The sequence below is a fragment of the Colwellia sp. MB3u-8 genome (assembly GCF_014076985.1).
GTDB lineage: Bacteria > Pseudomonadota > Gammaproteobacteria > Enterobacterales > Alteromonadaceae > Cognaticolwellia.
In genome coordinates this window covers 200,621-217,387 of the sequence record NZ_JACGVA010000073.1, presented here as the reverse complement: position 1 = coordinate 217,387, position 16,767 = coordinate 200,621, and the positions used below count along the sequence as shown (strand labels likewise).

At 41.1% G+C, this 16,767-nt stretch carries 13 protein-coding genes and 5 tRNA genes; all 18 read left to right on the top strand.

Going from position 1 to position 16,767, the window contains the following annotated elements:
- Nucleotides 1-17 precede the first annotated feature (17 nt).
- The 18 genes from argH (at nt 18) to rpoB (ending at nt 16,696) form a co-directional block, all read left to right on the top strand.
- A complete protein-coding gene (argH, locus tag H4J54_RS17890) occupies nt 18-1,979 on the top strand; it encodes an argininosuccinate lyase (RefSeq protein ID WP_182192313.1) in 1,962 nt (653 codons plus the stop codon).
- 129 nt (nt 1,980-2,108) lie between these two features.
- On the top strand, nt 2,109-3,416 hold the full coding sequence (gene argA, locus H4J54_RS17885) for an amino-acid N-acetyltransferase (protein ID WP_182192312.1): 1,308 nt from the start codon (nt 2,109-2,111) through the stop codon (nt 3,414-3,416).
- Nucleotides 3,417-3,667: 251 nt separating this feature from the next.
- Entirely contained in the window at nt 3,668-4,702 is a 1,035-nt protein-coding gene (murB, locus tag H4J54_RS17880) for a UDP-N-acetylmuramate dehydrogenase (RefSeq protein ID WP_182192311.1), read from the top strand.
- Nucleotides 4,699-5,673 carry a bifunctional biotin--[acetyl-CoA-carboxylase] ligase/biotin operon repressor BirA gene (gene birA / locus H4J54_RS17875; RefSeq protein ID WP_182192310.1) on the top strand — a complete coding sequence of 325 codons (975 nt, stop codon included), beginning with the start codon at nt 4,699-4,701 and terminating at the stop codon, nt 5,671-5,673. The genes murB and birA overlap by 4 nt, the downstream gene beginning before the upstream one ends.
- Nucleotides 5,670-6,404, top strand: a complete 735-nt coding sequence (locus H4J54_RS17870; protein ID WP_182192309.1) for a type III pantothenate kinase — start codon at nt 5,670-5,672, stop codon at nt 6,402-6,404. Before birA ends, H4J54_RS17870 begins: the two co-directional genes overlap by 4 nt.
- A 134-nt stretch (nt 6,405-6,538) precedes the next feature.
- Nucleotides 6,539-6,614: transfer RNA gene (locus H4J54_RS17865), tRNA-Thr, on the top strand.
- A gap of 33 nt (nt 6,615-6,647) precedes the next feature.
- Nucleotides 6,648-6,732: transfer RNA gene (locus H4J54_RS17860), tRNA-Tyr, on the top strand.
- 29 nt (nt 6,733-6,761) lie between these two features.
- A tRNA-Gly gene (locus H4J54_RS17855) sits at nt 6,762-6,836 on the top strand.
- A gap of 16 nt (nt 6,837-6,852) precedes the next feature.
- Nucleotides 6,853-6,928: transfer RNA gene (locus H4J54_RS17850), tRNA-Thr, on the top strand.
- 77 nt (nt 6,929-7,005) lie between these two features.
- Nucleotides 7,006-8,190 (top strand): elongation factor Tu, encoded by a 1,185-nt coding sequence (tuf, locus tag H4J54_RS17845; protein WP_146877790.1) that lies wholly within the window; start codon nt 7,006-7,008, stop codon nt 8,188-8,190.
- 382 nt (nt 8,191-8,572) lie between these two features.
- Nucleotides 8,573-8,649 (top strand) — tRNA-Trp (locus H4J54_RS17840).
- A gap of 108 nt (nt 8,650-8,757) precedes the next feature.
- Complete coding sequence (secE, locus tag H4J54_RS17835; protein ID WP_182137224.1) at nt 8,758-9,141, top strand: preprotein translocase subunit SecE; 384 nt, start codon at nt 8,758-8,760, stop codon at nt 9,139-9,141.
- Nucleotides 9,142-9,150: 9 nt separating this feature from the next.
- On the top strand, nt 9,151-9,729 hold the full coding sequence (gene nusG, locus H4J54_RS17830) for a transcription termination/antitermination protein NusG (protein ID WP_182192308.1): 579 nt from the start codon (nt 9,151-9,153) through the stop codon (nt 9,727-9,729).
- 344 nt (nt 9,730-10,073) lie between these two features.
- On the top strand, nt 10,074-10,502 hold the full coding sequence (gene rplK / locus H4J54_RS17825; RefSeq protein ID WP_182192307.1) for a 50S ribosomal protein L11: 429 nt from the start codon (nt 10,074-10,076) through the stop codon (nt 10,500-10,502).
- Between the two features lie 2 nt (nt 10,503-10,504).
- Entirely contained in the window at nt 10,505-11,200 is a 696-nt protein-coding gene (gene rplA / locus H4J54_RS17820; RefSeq protein ID WP_182192306.1) for a 50S ribosomal protein L1, read from the top strand.
- Between the two features lie 311 nt (nt 11,201-11,511).
- Nucleotides 11,512-12,006, top strand: coding sequence for a 50S ribosomal protein L10 (rplJ, locus tag H4J54_RS17815; RefSeq protein ID WP_182192305.1), 495 nt, complete (start codon nt 11,512-11,514; stop codon nt 12,004-12,006).
- A 100-nt stretch (nt 12,007-12,106) separates the two neighbouring features.
- On the top strand, nt 12,107-12,469 hold the full coding sequence (rplL, locus tag H4J54_RS17810) for a 50S ribosomal protein L7/L12 (RefSeq protein WP_146877795.1): 363 nt from the start codon (nt 12,107-12,109) through the stop codon (nt 12,467-12,469).
- 198 nt (nt 12,470-12,667) lie between these two features.
- The gene (gene rpoB, locus H4J54_RS17805) at nt 12,668-16,696 is read left to right on the top strand and encodes a DNA-directed RNA polymerase subunit beta (protein WP_182192304.1); all 4,029 of its coding nucleotides are present in this window, start codon (nt 12,668-12,670) and stop codon (nt 16,694-16,696) included.
- Nucleotides 16,697-16,767 lie beyond the last annotated feature (71 nt).

Sequence of the window (16,767 nt, the reverse complement as noted above, 5' to 3'; positions counted from 1 at the left end):
GGTAGAGGAATTTAGTAATGGCATTATGGGGTGGACGGTTTAAAGAGCAAGCCAGTGTGCAGTTTAAAAAGTTTAATGACTCTTTACCTGTTGATTATCGTTTGGCAGTGCAAGACATTGTTGGGTCTATTGCCTGGGCAGAAGCATTAACTACAGTTAATGTCTTAAGCCAAGCTGAGTTTGAAGAATTAAAAGCGGCATTGTTAGCATTAAAAGCTTCAGTTGAAGAAAATCCAAAGCAAATTTTAGCGTCTGACGCGGAAGACATTCACAGTTGGGTGGAAATTAACCTGATAGAAAAAACCGGTGATTTAGGCAAGAAATTACATACAGGTCGCAGTCGTAATGACCAAGTAGCCACTGATTTAAAACTTTGGTGTAAAGAAACCGGCAATGATTTACTTTATGCCTTAGTGAATTTGCAACAGGCAGTATTAGACCTAGCTGAACGTGAGCGTAATACCGTATTGCCAGGCTACACCCATTTACAACGTGCACAACCGATCACCTTTGGCCATTGGTGTTTGGCTTATGTTGAGATGTTTAACCGTGATATTGGTCGCCTAAAAGACGCCTTGTATCGCGCTGACACTTCACCCCTAGGCTCTGGCGCCTTAGCCGGTACCGCTTATCCGATTGATCGTGAAAAACTGGCTCATAATCTTGGCTTTCGTAGTGCCACACTCAATAGCTTAGATGCAGTTTCAGACCGTGATCATGTGATTGAATTATTATCAACCGCCAGTATTAGCATGATGCATTTATCGCGTTTTGCAGAAGACTTGGTTTTTTACAATTCAGGTGAAGCCGGTTTTGTTGAAATGAGCGACTTAGTTAGCTCAGGTTCGTCATTAATGCCACAAAAGAAAAACCCAGACGCTTGTGAATTACTACGCGGTAAAGCTGGGCGAGTGATGGGTTCACTCACCGGTATGATGATGACCATGAAAGCTTTACCACTGGCTTACAATAAAGACATGCAAGAAGATAAAGAGGGCTTATTTGATGCGCTTGATACTTGGCAAGAATGCATGCAGATGGCCGTATTAATTGCTGAAGGCTTAACGGTCAATCGTGCGCGTACTTTAGCGGCGGCTCAGCAAGGTTATGCCAATTCAACCGAGCTTGCTGACTACCTTGTTAGTAAAGATATTCCCTTTCGAGAAGCGCATCACATTGTTGGTGAAGTTGTATTGGCGGCTATTGATGCGGGACATGCTTTGGAAGATTTTTCAATTGCACAACTGCAAACATTTAGCGATAGAATTGAACAAGATGTCTATCAACATTTATCGATTGAATCTTGTTTAGATAAGCGCGACGCTATCGGCGGCACTTCTCGTCAGCAAGTCGACAAAGCCTTAGCAGAGGTTCAGTCAGGCAATATTTTAGCTGACAGCCAAGACACCTTAAATACCCAAGTTTTAGGTGCGCCAAGTAAAACACAAATTAACTTAACCTTAAAACAAGTAAAACAACGTTTAAATGCCCAGCGAGCAGCCGCTATGTCGGTGCGCAGAGCAAGAATGTCAGATATTGATAGTATCTCAGCCTTGGTCGATTATTGGGCCGAGCGCGGTGAAATACTGCCACGCAGTCGCGATAATATTATTCATGCGGTACAAAATTTTGTTGTTGTTGAAGTTGACGGCGCGGTAGTTGGCTGTGCGTCACTGTATATCTACCAAACCGGTCTTGCCGAGATTCGTAGCCTAGTGATTGATAAAGCCGCCCATGGTCAAGGTCAAGGCCAAGCACTGGTACAATATTTATTAGAATTTGCTCATCAAATGCAACTACAAAAAATTATTGTGCTGACTTATATTCCAAGCTATTTCCAGCAGTTAGGTTTTAATTTGATTGATAAAAATTCATTAGCAGACAACATCATAGAAGACAGTGAGCAAAGCCCACATAAAAACCCTGAAGATGAAGTTGCCATGGAATATATTGTTAATCGTGGTGCTGAAAAAGTTTAGCCACTTTAATGTTTATACCCGTTCTCGACTTGCACAAATTTACACCTAAAGTCGAGCGGGTATATATAAGTTATTCATAAGTTATATATACGTATTAAGATAAGCGATAGATATTAGTGATCAGATGTTATGAATAGTAATGAAGATAATGTAAAGTGGTTTAGAAATGCAGCGCCCTATATCAATGCCCATCGTGGTAAAACGTTTGTCTTGATGTTTGGTGGTGAGGCGATACAACACCCAAATTTTGCCAATATCATTCATGATATAGCTTTGTTAAGAAGTCTGGGCGTTAAGTTGGTTTTGGTGCATGGTGCGCGCGTGCAAATCGAAGAGCGACTTGTTGCTCGTGCCCTAGTGCAACAAATTGAAGGTAATATACGTGTTACTGACGCAGAAACCTTGACGGCGGTAAAAGACGCCACAGGTTCGTTGCGTATTCATATTGAAGCTTTGTTAACTATGGGCTTAGTTAACTCACCTATGCATGGTGCGCAAATTCGGGTCAGTACCGGTAATTTTGTTATTGCTAAGCCTATTGGTGTGCGTGACGGCATTGACTTTAAGTATACTGGCTTGGTGCGTCGAATTGACGCTGAAGGTATTAATACCCAATTAAATTTTGGCTCAATAGTCTTGTTATCGCCTGTGGGTTACTCATCAACGGGTGAAGTGTTTAATTTAGCGTTAGAAGATGTGGCAGCAAAAACCGCGATAGCGTTAAAAGCGGACAAACTTATCACGTTAACTGAACAATCAGGGTTACTCGATAGGCAGGGGGCCTTAATTCGAAGTTGTGGGGTAGCGACCGTTAGTGATTTACTTGCAGAGCAAGAAGATCATGTTCAACAGTTACTGTTACAAGCGATTATACAATGTGGTAAACAAGGGGTAGAGCGTTGTCATAGTGTCAGTTATACCAGTGATAGCGCGTTATTACAGGAGCTGTTTACTCGTGACGGTGCAGGAACCTTGATTGCCAAAGACTATCAAGAGCAATTGTCAGCTGCCGGTATTGATGACGTTGGCGGCATAGTAGAATTAATCGCGCCACTGGAAGAAGAGGGTGTGTTGGTTAAACGCTCACGCGAGTTGCTTGAAATTGAAATTGACCGCTTTACTGTGATTAAAAAAGAAGATGTTATCATCGCTTGTGCGGCCCTTTACCCTTACCCAGAAGCAAGAACAGGTGAAATAGCCTGCTTAGTTATTCACCCAGATTATCGTGGTGGCAATCGGGGTATTCGTCTTATTCAAGCACTAGAGCAGGCGGCGAAAAGGCAGAATCTCACGTCAATTTTTGTCTTGACTACGGTTAGCGCACACTGGTTTATTGAGCAAGGTTACAGTGAACAGGCGATTGACAAGTTACCAGAAGGTAAGCAACAACTATATAATATTCAACGGAAATCTAAAGCCTTTACTAAAGCAATATAATATTTTATCGGTGTTTGTATCAAGTAATAGCCGGCTTTACTTGGTAAAACACCCGATGAATTATTCACACTTGGTCACTGGCATTGCCATGCAGACAACAAATTCTCCGCTGCTTATCGAGCAATTACCCCCGCATTCAGTTTATAGCAAACGAATTAATAAATTAACCTTACTAGTATAACTAGGGTTAGCACTGTTTATGCGCAGGCTATTTTTGCGTACAATAAGGCAAACTTATTATAGTCACTGTTATGAAAATACGCGCTAACTTCCCTTTACAAGCATTAAATAGCTTAAATGTGCCAGCCGTCACCGCTGAGATACTGTTCCCGTCTACCGTTAAAGAGCTGTTTGAAATAAGTACGGATAAAACACTCAGGTCTTATATTCTTGGTGAAGGCACAAACACCTTATTCTGCCAAGCGCAGGCGCCAACCATTATTAAGCCCAGCTTAATGGGTATTGAGGTCACTGAAAACGATGAATATTTTCAGGTCAGTGCCGCTTGTGGTGAAAATTGGCATAACTTGGTTTTGTTTTGCATTAATCGTGCTATATACGGTTTAGAAAATTTGGCGCTAATCCCCGGCAGTGTTGGTGCCGCGCCGGTACAAAATATCGGTGCTTATGGTATTGAGGTGAGTGACTTTATTGAACGTGTTACTTGGTTTGATTTTACCAAGAAAAAGTTGATAGATTATAATAACGCTGAGTGTCAATTTGGCTATCGTAACAGTATTTTTAAACAGGCATTAAACGGCAAAGGTATTATTACCCAGGTGCATTTTTCATTGCCAAAAGCTTGGCAGCCGGTCGACAGTTATCAGGGCTTAAACGCTATGATGGCCCCTGTAACTCCGCAGGCTATTATGGCAAAAGTTATCCAGTTACGTCAGGCGAAACTACCTGAGCCTAAACTACTACCTAATGCGGGCAGCTTTTTTAAAAATCCGCTGGTGAGTGAAGACTTTTTTCATGCTTTACAGCAGCAGTATCCGAAGATGCCTTATTATCGACAACAAAGTGGTGAAATAAAGTTAGCCGCAGGTTGGTTAATTGAGCAAGCAGGTCTTAAAGGTTTTCGTGACGGGGGGGTGGGTGTGCATGAAAACCAAGCCTTAGTGATTATTAACTATGACAGTGAGCAGGGTGAACATATTGTCGCCTTGTCAGTTTATATTCAGGAAAAAGTCATGGCCAAATTTAAGCTTCAATTGATACCAGAAGTTAGATTTATTGGCGCTGATGGTGAGCTAAGTCATATCAACACAGGGTGTCAACAATGAAAGCAATTCGTGAGCAGTTGATTAAAAAATTGGTTAAAGGTGAATTTTTGTCAGGGCAAGCCATAGGCGAAGAACTCGGTGTCAGTCGCGCGGCTATTTCAAAGCATATTAGTGTATTACAAGAAATGGGCTTTGATATTTTTAGTGTCACCGGCAAAGGCTATCGATTAGCTGAACCCATTGAACTGCTCAACGAAAGTCTCATAGTGGCAGAATTGGCCGAGCAAGATACTAGCGCCAAGGTAGAAGTTCATAACTTAATCGACTCAACTAATAGTTATTTAATGCGCCGTTTGCCCAACCAAAATGTTATCGGGCAAGTGTGTATTGCTGAATATCAAAGTGCTGGTCGAGGACGAAGGGGGCGAAAATGGATTTCACCTTTTGGCTCACACATTTATTTGTCAATGTATTGGTATTTAGAACAAGGTATGTCAGCAGCCATGGGGTTAAGTGTTGTGGCGGCACTGGCGGTGAGTGATGCAATAAAAGCCCTTTATCAAGTGGATGTTCAATTGAAGTGGCCAAATGATATTTATTTCAATGGTGTTAAACTTGCCGGCATTTTAATTGATCTCGAAGGTCAAGCGATGGAGCCTTGCCATTGTGTTATTGGCATAGGTCTCAATATTAAAATGCCAATCAAGAGTGCAGTATTAGTCGATCAACCATGGATTGATTTGTCGAGCGCTATAGGTGTTGATATTGATCGAAACATGTTAGCGGCTAGCATCATTACAGCCTTACATAAGCGTTTAAAAGTCCATAGCGAAACGGGCATCAATACTATGGTGACTCAATGGCATGCACAAGACTTTTACTTTAACAAAGCCGTTGCTTTGGTTACAGGTGAGAAAGTCACTCGGGGTATTTGTCGTGGTATTAACGGTCAAGGGGCATTGATGTTGGAGGTTAATGGCCAAGTAAGTCCGGTGTATGGTGGTGAAGTTAGTCTAAGGACCGGGTTATGAGATTGTTAATTGATGTCGGTAATACCCAGGTAAAATATGTTTTTCAAGCCTTGGGTGTTTCTGCGCCACTTTCTGACATTGTTTATCTCAACTATCACGCTTTTAAAGTACAGTTATCGCAAGGTAAATTCTCACAGGTGAGCGAAGTTATTCTTGCTAACGTGCATGGTAACCAAGTGCATGATGCGATCGAAAAGTGGGTAGCAGACTATAATATTGCTTTTGTACAAGTACACAGTTCAGCACGTGCGTTTGGAATATCCTCGTCTTATCAGCAGCCAGAAAGCCTAGGCGTGGATCGTTGGCTAGCTATGATAGGGGCGAAACAGCTTTATCCGCAACAAAACTTACTTATTATCGATGCCGGGACTGCGACAACGGTTGATTTATTAGCGGCGAATGGTCAGCATATTGGTGGCTGGATCATGCCGGGTGTACAAACCCTATTTGATAGTTTATTAACCCGCACCACTAAAATTATCGCCACAGCTAAAGTTACCGCAAGTATAGCCTTTGGTCAGGACAGCTCAGATTGTTTGAACCATGGTAGTTGGGCCATGACCATAGGGGCGATTAAAGAAGCTATTATTCAAGCAAATAGTTTGTTAACACTCGACAAGGTACTGATAACCGGTGGCAATGGTGAACAGATTGCAAAGTTAATGGCTGAGCAGTGTCAACTTGAACCCAAGTTGGTTTTTCTTGGTTTAAGTTGTTTTCAAGCGAGTTAAGGTCAGTGTTTATAGTTAAAAATTTGTCATTATGGGTAAAAAACCATCAAACGCATAAAAACATGCTTATTTTTTTCATTTTGCTGTTGCAAGCACGAAAACATTGCTCTAGAATTCGCACCACTTAATGTAGTGCCGACTTAGCTCAGTTGGTAGAGCAACTGACTTGTAATCAGTAGGTCGCCAGTTCGACTCCGGCAGTCGGCACCATTAATACATTACTTGTAATGTGACATAAAATTTGGAGGGGTTCCCGAGTGGCCAAAGGGATCAGACTGTAAATCTGACGGCTCAGCCTTCGGTGGTTCGAATCCACCTCCCTCCACCATTTTAACAGAGATAATCTGATAGAATTTAGCGGGTGTCGTATACTGGCTATTACCTCAGCCTTCCAAGCTGATGAAGCGGGTTCGATTCCCGCCACCCGCTCCAGTCTTTATAGAGAAATGCTGATATGGCTCAGTTGGTAGAGCGCACCCTTGGTAAGGGTGAGGTCGGCAGTTCGAATCTGCCTATCAGCACCACTTCTTTAGGCCTTCTATAGATTAATCAATGTTGACTAAAAAATTAATAGATTTAATCTACCCAGAGGTACTTTAAGATGGCTAAAGCAAAATTTGAACGTTTAAAACCGCATGTTAACGTTGGTACTATCGGTCACGTCGATCACGGTAAAACAACTTTAACAGCCGCTATCTCTGCGGTATTAACTAAAGTTCACGGTGGTGAAGTTAAAGATTTCGCACAAATCGATAACGCTCCTGAAGAACGTGAACGTGGTATTACCATTAATACTTCTCACATTGAGTATGATACAGCTGCACGTCACTACGCGCACGTAGATTGTCCTGGTCACGCCGATTACATCAAAAACATGATCACCGGTGCTGCACAAATGGATGGCGCTATCTTAGTAGTTGCTGCTACAGATGGTCCTATGCCACAAACACGTGAGCACATCTTGTTGTCACGTCAAGTTGGCGTACCTTTCATCATAGTATTCATGAACAAATGTGATGTTGTTGATGATGATGAATTATTAGAATTAGTAGAAATGGAAGTTCGTGAACTTCTTTCTGAATATGACTTCCCAGGTGATGATTTACCGGTAATTCAAGGTTCAGCACTTGGCGCTCTTCAAGGCGACGAGAAATGGGAAGCGAAAGTAATTGAACTTGCTGATGCATTAGATAACTACATTCCAGAGCCAGAGCGTGCAATCGACGGAGCATTCATCATGCCTATCGAAGATGTATTCTCAATTTCAGGTCGTGGTACGGTTGTAACAGGTCGTGTTGAACGCGGTATTGTTAAAATCGGCGATGCAGTTGAAGTTGTTGGTATTCGTGATACACAAACATCTACTTGTACCGGTGTTGAAATGTTCCGTAAGTTACTTGACGAAGGTCGTGCTGGCGAGAACTGTGGTGTTCTTCTTCGTGGTCTTAAGCGTGAAGACGTTGAACGTGGTCAAGTACTATGTAAGCCTGGTTCAATTTCTCCTCATACTAAGTTTGAGTCAGAAGTATATGTACTAAGCAAAGATGAAGGTGGTCGTCATACGCCATTCTTTAAAGGCTACCGTCCACAGTTTTACTTCCGTACAACGGATATTACTGGTGCAGTAGAGCTTCCTGAAGGTGTTGAAATGGTAATGCCAGGCGACAACTTGAAGTTTGTTGTAGAGCTTATCAACCCAGTAGCGATGGACGAAGGTTTACGCTTCGCTATCCGTGAAGGTGGTCGTACCGTTGGTGCTGGTGTTGTATCTAAAATTATCGCTTAATTTTAGAAGACATTAACACGATAAAAAAAAGACGCTTAGGCGTCTTTTTTTGTCGCTGAGTTATAGTGAATTGGCAATAGGTCAATAGTTGTTGGTCTGGTATCTGCTGTTACCTTACCGAATCATTGCTTGATTATAGTACAGATTAAAATGATAAAAAAAGCCGCTTAGACGTCTTTTTTTTGCAGATTTTTGCGTGTCAATGCTATTTATAAAAGCCAATAAGACGAGTGAAAAAGTAAGGCTGATGCAGCATCTAGTTAAAACTCGAAAATAGTCCTTGAGTAAAATATTTTGATTAGTATAATAGCGCCTCACTTCTAGAGTCTCTCTTAATTCCCAAACAACTAAGAATCACTCGGTAAGTGTAAGTACAGATTGAAGGGGTATAGTTCCAATTGGTAGAACAGCGGTCTCCAAAACCGACGGTTGGGAGTTCGAATCTCTCTACCCCTGCCATTTTTGAGTAAAGTGCTTATTAATAAAATAATAGGTGCTTTAGATTTTAACTTCGATTGTATCGGAGTGCTTTGTCTTAGATTAGACATGTAATTACGGGTAGTAGATATGAATGCAAGTACTGAAGCTGAACCAAGTGGTTCATTTGATTTTTTAAAGTGGAGCGTAATCGTTTTACTTCTAGCTGGCGCTGTTTTTGGTAATTACATTTTTGCTGAACAATCAGTTCTCGTTCGCGCTATAGCGGTAGTTGCTGCTATTGTCATTGCAGGGCTTATTGCTATGCAAACAGTTAAAGGCCGTACAGCTGTAGCATTTGCTAAAGAGTCTCGCACTGAAGTACGCAAAGTGGTTTGGCCAACACGTCAAGAAGCCGTGCAAACAACGGGTATAGTATTAGTAGCAACATTAATTATGTCTTTATTGCTTTGGGGTTTAGATTCAGTTCTGTTCTGGGTAGTTGGATTAATTACTGGATTAAAAGTAGGTTAAGGTACCGTCATGACTGAAGAAATTACAATTACAGATACGCCTGAAAAAAATAACAATCCTAAATTACGTTGGTATGTAGTCCAAGCCTTCTCTGGCTATGAAGGCCGTGTGCAAAAAACATTGCTTGAGCATATTGGTATTCATGGTTTAGAAGAAAAGTTTGGTGATATTCTTGTGCCAACTGAAGAAGTTATTGAGATGCGCGCCGGGCAAAAGCGTAAAAGTTCACGTAAATTCTTTCCAGGCTATGTCTTAGTTCATATGGAATTAGACGATGAATCATGGCATTTAGTTAAAAGTGTGCCGCGTGTGTTAGGTTTTATTGGTGGCACTAAAGAAAGACCAGCACCTATTTCACAAAAAGAGGCGGATCGAATTTTACAACGCCTTGAGGACACTGACAAACCTAAACCTAAAACATTGTTTGAACCAGGTGAAGTGGTACGCGTTATTGACGGTCCATTTGCTGACTTTAATGGCGTGGTTGAAGAACTTGATTACGAGAAAAATCGCATTAAAGTATCTGTGCTTATTTTTGGTCGTTCAACACCTGTTGATTTGGAATTTGGGCAAGTCGAAAAAGGCTAGCAATAAATATTCCCTAAAAAGCCAGAGTCTTCACTCTGGCTTTTTTATATCCTGTGATCTATTCCTGCTCCTGCAGTCTTCCTTTTTTCTTCCTGTGAATTATTTTATTATGTTTTTAAGGGAGGAAAAAATGAGAAAGGAATGAGTAGATCCCCCCATTCGCTTAGTGACAGCGCTCCGTGGTCTTTTTTTATACAAATCAAGCATCATAGCTTGCACTATCACCTTGTAATAATATATAATCTGCTGCCGATTTTATCTGATGAAGAAAAAATCGATTTTTTGTTAACGGGGAGCTGTTTTTAATCATCAGCGTTTGAACCCATACTAAAGGTATTAAAACCATGGCTAAAAAAGTCACAGCTTTAATTAAGCTACAAGTTGCTGCTGGTGCAGCAAATCCGTCACCGCCAGTTGGTCCTGCATTAGGTCAACACGGTGTCAACATCATGGAATTTTGTAAAGCGTTTAACGCAAAAACTGATTCTTTGGAAAAAGGCGCTCCAGTACCAGTAGTTATTACTGTTTATGCTGATCGTTCTTTTACATTTGAAACAAAAACTCCACCCGCTGCTTATTTACTTCTAAAAGCTGCTGGTGTTAAGAGTGGTTCAGGTCGTCCTAACACTGATAAAGTTGGTACTGTTACTACAGCACAACTTGAAGAAATTGTTAAGATGAAAGAAGCCGATCTTACTGCTAGTTCTTTGGAAGCTGCAGTGCGCACCATTGCGGGTTCTGCTCGTTCAATGGGTTTAGTGGTAGAGGATTAATTATGACTAAATTATCAAAACGCACTCGTCTTATCCGTGAAAAAGTAGACGTATTAAAAGAATATGACATCGCTGAAGCACTTTCTTTATTAAAAGAATTAGCTACTGCTAAATTTCGTGAAAGCGTAGATGTTGCCGTAAACCTTGGCATCGATGCTCGTAAATCAGATCAAAACGTACGTGGCGCGACTGTATTACCAAATGGTACAGGCCGTGACGTTCGTGTTGCTGTATTTACGCAAGGCGCTAACGCTGATAAAGCGAAAGAAGCCGGTGCTGACATCGTAGGTATGGAAGATTTAGCAGAACAAGTTAAAGCCGGTAACATGGACTTTGACGTTGTAATTGCTTCACCAGATGCTATGCGTGTTGTTGGTCAACTAGGTCAGATTTTAGGTCCACGTGGTCTAATGCCTAACCCGAAAGTTGGCACAGTTACACCTGATGTTGTTACTGCAATAAAGAACGCAAAAGCGGGTCAAGTCCGCTACCGCAATGACAAAAACGGTATCATCCATACTACAATTGGTAAGGCTGATTTCGACGATGCTAAATTGCAGGAAAACCTTGAGTCATTATTGGAAGCGCTTAAAAAAGCAAAACCAGCTAATGCTAAAGGCCAGTACATTAAGAAAATTTCTGTTTCAACTACTATGGGTGCCGGCGTTGCCGTTAACCAAGCTAGCTTGACGCTATAGTTTTCAATAAAGTGTCGGTAATCGATGCTTTACAGGGGTTAAATTGTAGACTATAATTTCGCCCCTTAAATTTTGGTAGGTGTTGTCTACTTAATTAGCGTAAATTAACGTTGACTAACTTTAGACAACCCCGTCAAAGACCGTAGGAGCCGAGACGATTCTTCGTTGAAAGCTTAATTTTTCCTACGTAGATGGTGATTACCCAGTATTTCCTAATTCTGGTCCTCGCCGTAACGGCCTAAGCGAATCTTAGTTTGCTTAGGGATAGTAAATACCGGTTTTTTATTGCCGGTGAACCAGGAGTAAAGCCAATGGCTATCAATCTTGATAACAAAAAAGCAATAGTTGCTGAAGTTCAAGAAGCTGCTAATGGCGCTCAATCAGCTGTAATCGCGGATTCTCGCGGTGTTGCAGTTGAAGCAATAACGACTTTACGTAAAGAAGCTCGTGTAAACGGTGTATGGATGAAAGTTATCCGTAACACGTTAGCACGTCGTGCTTTACAAGGTACTGACTTTGAATGTGTTGTTGACACATTGGTTGGTCCATCGTTAATTGCATTCTCAAACGAGCATCCAGGTGCAGCAGCGCGTTTATTTACAGACTTTGCGAAGAAAAATCCATCGTTTGAATTAAAAGCCGCCGCATTTGAAGGCAATTCAGTAGACGTAAATATGTTAGCTAAGCTACCAACTTACGACGAAGCAATTGCCCGTTTAATGAGCGCAATGAAAGAAGCATCTGCAGGCAAATTGGTCCGCACGATTGCTGCAGTACGCGATCAGAAAGAACAAGAAGCTGCTTAATAATTGTTTATCTCTTAAATTTAAGAGCACAATTTGCACTTTTTGTATTTATAGTTATTTATAACAGCCAACAGGTTGTTAATTGAACAGGAAATTTAAAATGTCTATTTCTAAAGACGATATCCTAAACGCAGTTGCTGAAATGTCAGTAATGGACGTTGTTGCACTTATTGAAGCAATGGAAGAAAAATTTGGCGTATCTGCATCAGCTGCTGTTGCCGCTGCTGGACCTGCTGAAGCTGTTGAAGAACAAACTGAATTTGATGTAGTTATGACTAGCTTCGGCGAGAAGAAAGTTGCTGTAATCAAAGCAGTTCGTGGCGCTACAGGTCTTGGCTTAAAAGAAGCTAAAGATTTAGTTGAGTCAGCTCCAAAAGCAATTAAAGAAGGCGTTGATAAAGCTGAAGCTGAAGCGCTTAAGAAAACTCTTGAAGAAGCAGGTGCTTCTGTTGAGATCAAATAGTCTGTTTTTAAACAGATTATTTGCCTGAAAAGGCAATGGCTGGTGATTTAAACGTCACCGGCCTTTTTGCGCTAAAGAAAGTGGTTTTTTTTTGAACCAAAACAGCGCATTATTTGATGCTTGATAAAAAAAGTATCACTGCTATATCCTGTCTTTTTTAAGACAGATTCGGCCATAACCAGCAAGCTGAGGAACCCCATGGTTTACTCTTACTCTGAAAAGAAACGTATTCGTAAGGACTTTGGTAAAAGTGTTCAAGTAATGGATTATCCATTCTTGTTATCAATCCAACTCGAATCTTTCCGTAAGTTTATTGATATTGATCCAACAGGTGAAACAGGCCTAGAGGCTGCATTTCATTCTATTTTTCCAATTAAAGCTTATTCTGGTAGCTCAGAATTACAATTTGTAAGCTATCGTTTGGGCGAACCGTTATTTGACGTAAAAGAATGTCAAATTCGCGGTATCACCTACTCTGCGCCATTACGCGTTAAATTACGTTTAGTCGTTTATGATAAAGAAGCGGCGGCAGGCACAGTAAAAGATATCAAAGAACAAGAAGTATACATGGGTGAAATACCATTAATGACTGACAACGGTACGTTTGTCATCAATGGTACTGAGCGTGTTATTGTTTCACAATTACACCGTTCTCCAGGTGTGTTTTTCGATCACGATAAAGGAAAAACGCATTCATCAGGTAAAGTGTTATATAACGCTCGTGTTATACCTTACCGTGGTTCATGGTTAGATTTCGAATTTGATCCAAAAGATAACTTGTTTGTTCGTATTGACCGTCGTCGTAAATTACCTGCGTCGATAATTTTGCGTGCTTTAGAGTACTCAACGGAAGAAATTTTAGATATCTTCTACGATACAACAGAATTTTCTATTAAAGGCGATAAGCTAGTAATGGATTTAATTCCAGAACGCTTACGTGGTGAAACGGCTACTTTCGACATAAAATTACCTAAAGGTGATGTTTTAGTTGAGCAAGGCCGACGTATCACTGCTCGTCATATTAAATCGCTAGAAAAAGCTAAGCTTGAAAAATTAGAAGTACCTGCTGAATATATCGTTGGTAAAGTACTGTCTAAAGCTTACATTGACAAATCTACGGGTGAAGTCATTGCTGAAGCGAATGCTGAAATCACGCTAGAAATGTTAGCTGAGTTAAGCCAAGCTGGCCATAAAGTACTTTCTACTTTATATATGAACGAATTCGATGTTGGTTCATATATGTCAGACACACTACGTGTTGACAATTCTACTAACCGCCTAGAAGCGTTAGTAGAAATTTATCGTATGATGCGTCCAGGCGAGCCGCCAACAAAAGACGCAGCCGATACGCTATTTAACAACCTATTTTTTGCATTAGAGCGTTATGACCTGTCAACAGTAGGTCGTATGAAGTTCAACCGTCGTGTTGGCAATGCTGATGATATTGGTACCGGTGTGTTATCTAAAGAAGATATCATTTCAGTGATGAAAACCTTAATCGGCATACGTGACGGTAAAGGTGAAGTTGATGATATTGATCACTTAGGTAACCGTCGTATTCGCTCTGTAGGTGAAATGGCAGAAAACCAATTCCGTGTTGGTTTAGTTCGTGTTGAACGTGCTGTTCGTGAACGCTTAAGTCTTGGCGACTTAGATGCGATCATGCCACAAGATTTAATTAACGCTAAGCCGATTTCTGCTGCCGTTAAAGAATTTTTTGGTTCATCACAATTGTCACAATTTATGGATCAAAACAACCCGTTATCAGAAGTGACGCATAAGCGTCGTATTTCTGCTTTAGGGCCAGGTGGTTTGACACGTGAACGTGCTGGTTTTGAAGTACGTGATGTACATCCAACTCACTACGGTCGTGTTTGTCCAATTGAAACACCGGAAGGTCCAAACATTGGTTTGATCAACTCGTTATCGTGTTATGCACGTACTAACGATTTCGGTTTCTTGGAAACACCTTACCGTAAAATTGTTGATGGTTTAATCACTGACGACATAGATTACCTTTCTGCTATTGAAGAAGGTAACTTCGTTATTGCACAAACCACTGCTAAAGTTGATGCAGAGGGTAAATTAGTTGCAGGCTTAGTGGCTTGTCGTCATAAAAACGAATTTACTTTGATGTCTGCTGAACAAGTTCAGTATATGGATGTTTCTCCACAGCAAATCGTTTCTGTTGCGGCGTCACTTATCCCATTCCTAGAGCACGATGATGCTAACAGAGCCTTGATGGGTTCGAACATGCAACGTCAAGCAGTACCTACACTAAGAGTGGATAAACCACTTGTGGGTACCGGCATGGAGAAAATTGTTGCTGTTGACTCTGGTGTAACTGTTGTTGCTAAACGTGGTGGTGTTGTTGCTTACGTTGATGCTTCACGTATTGTCGTTAAAGTTAATGAAAATGAAATGCACGCTGGTGAAGCGGGTATTGATATTTATAACCTAACTAAATACACCCGTTCAAACCAAAACACTTGTATCAACCAACGTCCAACTTGTCGTATGGCTGAACCTGTAGTGCGTGGTGATGTTTTAGCTGATGGTCCTTCAACGGACATGGGCGAATTAGCCCTTGGTCAGAACATGCGTATCGCTTTCATGCCTTGGAACGGTTACAACTTCGAAGATTCAATGTTGTTATCTGAGCGTGTAGCTACTGAAGATCGTTTTACTACGATTCATATTCAAGAGCTAACTTGTATCGCTCGTGACACTAAGCTTGGCAGCGAAGAAATAACGGCTGATATCCCAAATGTGGGCGAGTCTGCATTATCTAAACTAGATGAAGCGGGTGTTGTTTATATTGGCGCTGAAGTTAATGGTGGCGACATCTTAGTGGGTAAAGTTACTCCTAAAGGTGAAACACAGTTAACGCCAGAAGAAAAACTATTACGTGCGATCTTTGGTGAGAAAGCGGCTGACGTTAAAGACAGCTCTTTACGTGTACCTAACTCAGTGTCTGGTACCATCATAGATGTACAAATCTTCACCCGTGACGGTGTAGACAAAGATGCTCGTGCTGTTGAAATCGAAGAAATGCAACTTAAACAAGTTAAGAAAGACTTGGGTGATGAGTTTAGTATTTTAGAAGATGGTATTTATGCACGTGCGAAAAAATTATTGTTAGGCTCAGGTTTAAATGAATCTGATCTTAACAGCATGTCTCGTGATAAGTGGTTAGTTCAAAACTTAGCTGATGAAGGTCAACAGTCAGAGCTTGAGCAAATTGCTGAACAATACGACAACATTAAAGCAGACTTTGATAAAAAGTATGAAGTTAAGCGTCGTAAAATCACTCAAGGTGCTGATTTAGCGCCAGGCGTGTTGAAAATTATTAAAGTGTATTTAGCGGTTAAGCGTCGTATCCAGCCAGGTGATAAAATGGCCGGTCGTCATGGTAACAAAGGTGTTATTTCAAACGTAGTCCCTGTTGAAGACATGCCTTACGACCAATATGGTGTTCCTGTTGATGTAGTACTTAACCCATTGGGTGTACCATCACGAATGAACATTGGTCAGATCCTAGAAACACATTTAGGTATGGCTGCACGTGGTATCGGTGAAAAAATTAACCGTATGTTGGAAGCTCAATTAGAAATTCACAAATTACGTGAATTTTTAAAAGAAGTTTACAACCTAGGTGAATCTCGCCAAGAAGTTGATATTGATTCATTCTCGGATGATGAAATCATGCGCTTAGCGGGTAACTTACGAGCAGGTCTTCCTATTGCGACACCAGTATTTGATGGTGCCAGCGAAAAAGAAATTAAAGACTTATTTAAACTTGCTGATATGCCTGAAAGTGGTCAATTTACGTTGACGGATGGCCGTACTGGTCGTAACTTTGAGCGTCCTGTGACGGTTGGTTACATGTATATGCTAAAACTAAACCATTTAGTTGATGACAAAATGCATGCGCGTTCTACGGGTTCATACTCGCTAGTAACGCAACAGCCTCTAGGTGGTAAAGCACAGTTTGGTGGTCAGCGTTTCGGTGAGATGGAAGTCTGGGCACTTGAAGCATACGGTGCTGCTTACACCTTGCAAGAAATGTTAACGGTTAAATCTGATGATGTTAACGGTCGTACTAAGATGTATAAAAACTTAGTTGACGGTGATCATCGCATGGAGCCGGGTATCCCTGAATCATTCAACGTATTGTTGAAAGAAATTCGTTCGTTGGGTATCAACATCGAATTAGATCAGGACTAAGCTACCTCAAGCTACATTGCTGACTTTTAGCACCAGCTGAAGTCAGTACAGGGAGAGAACAGATAACTGTT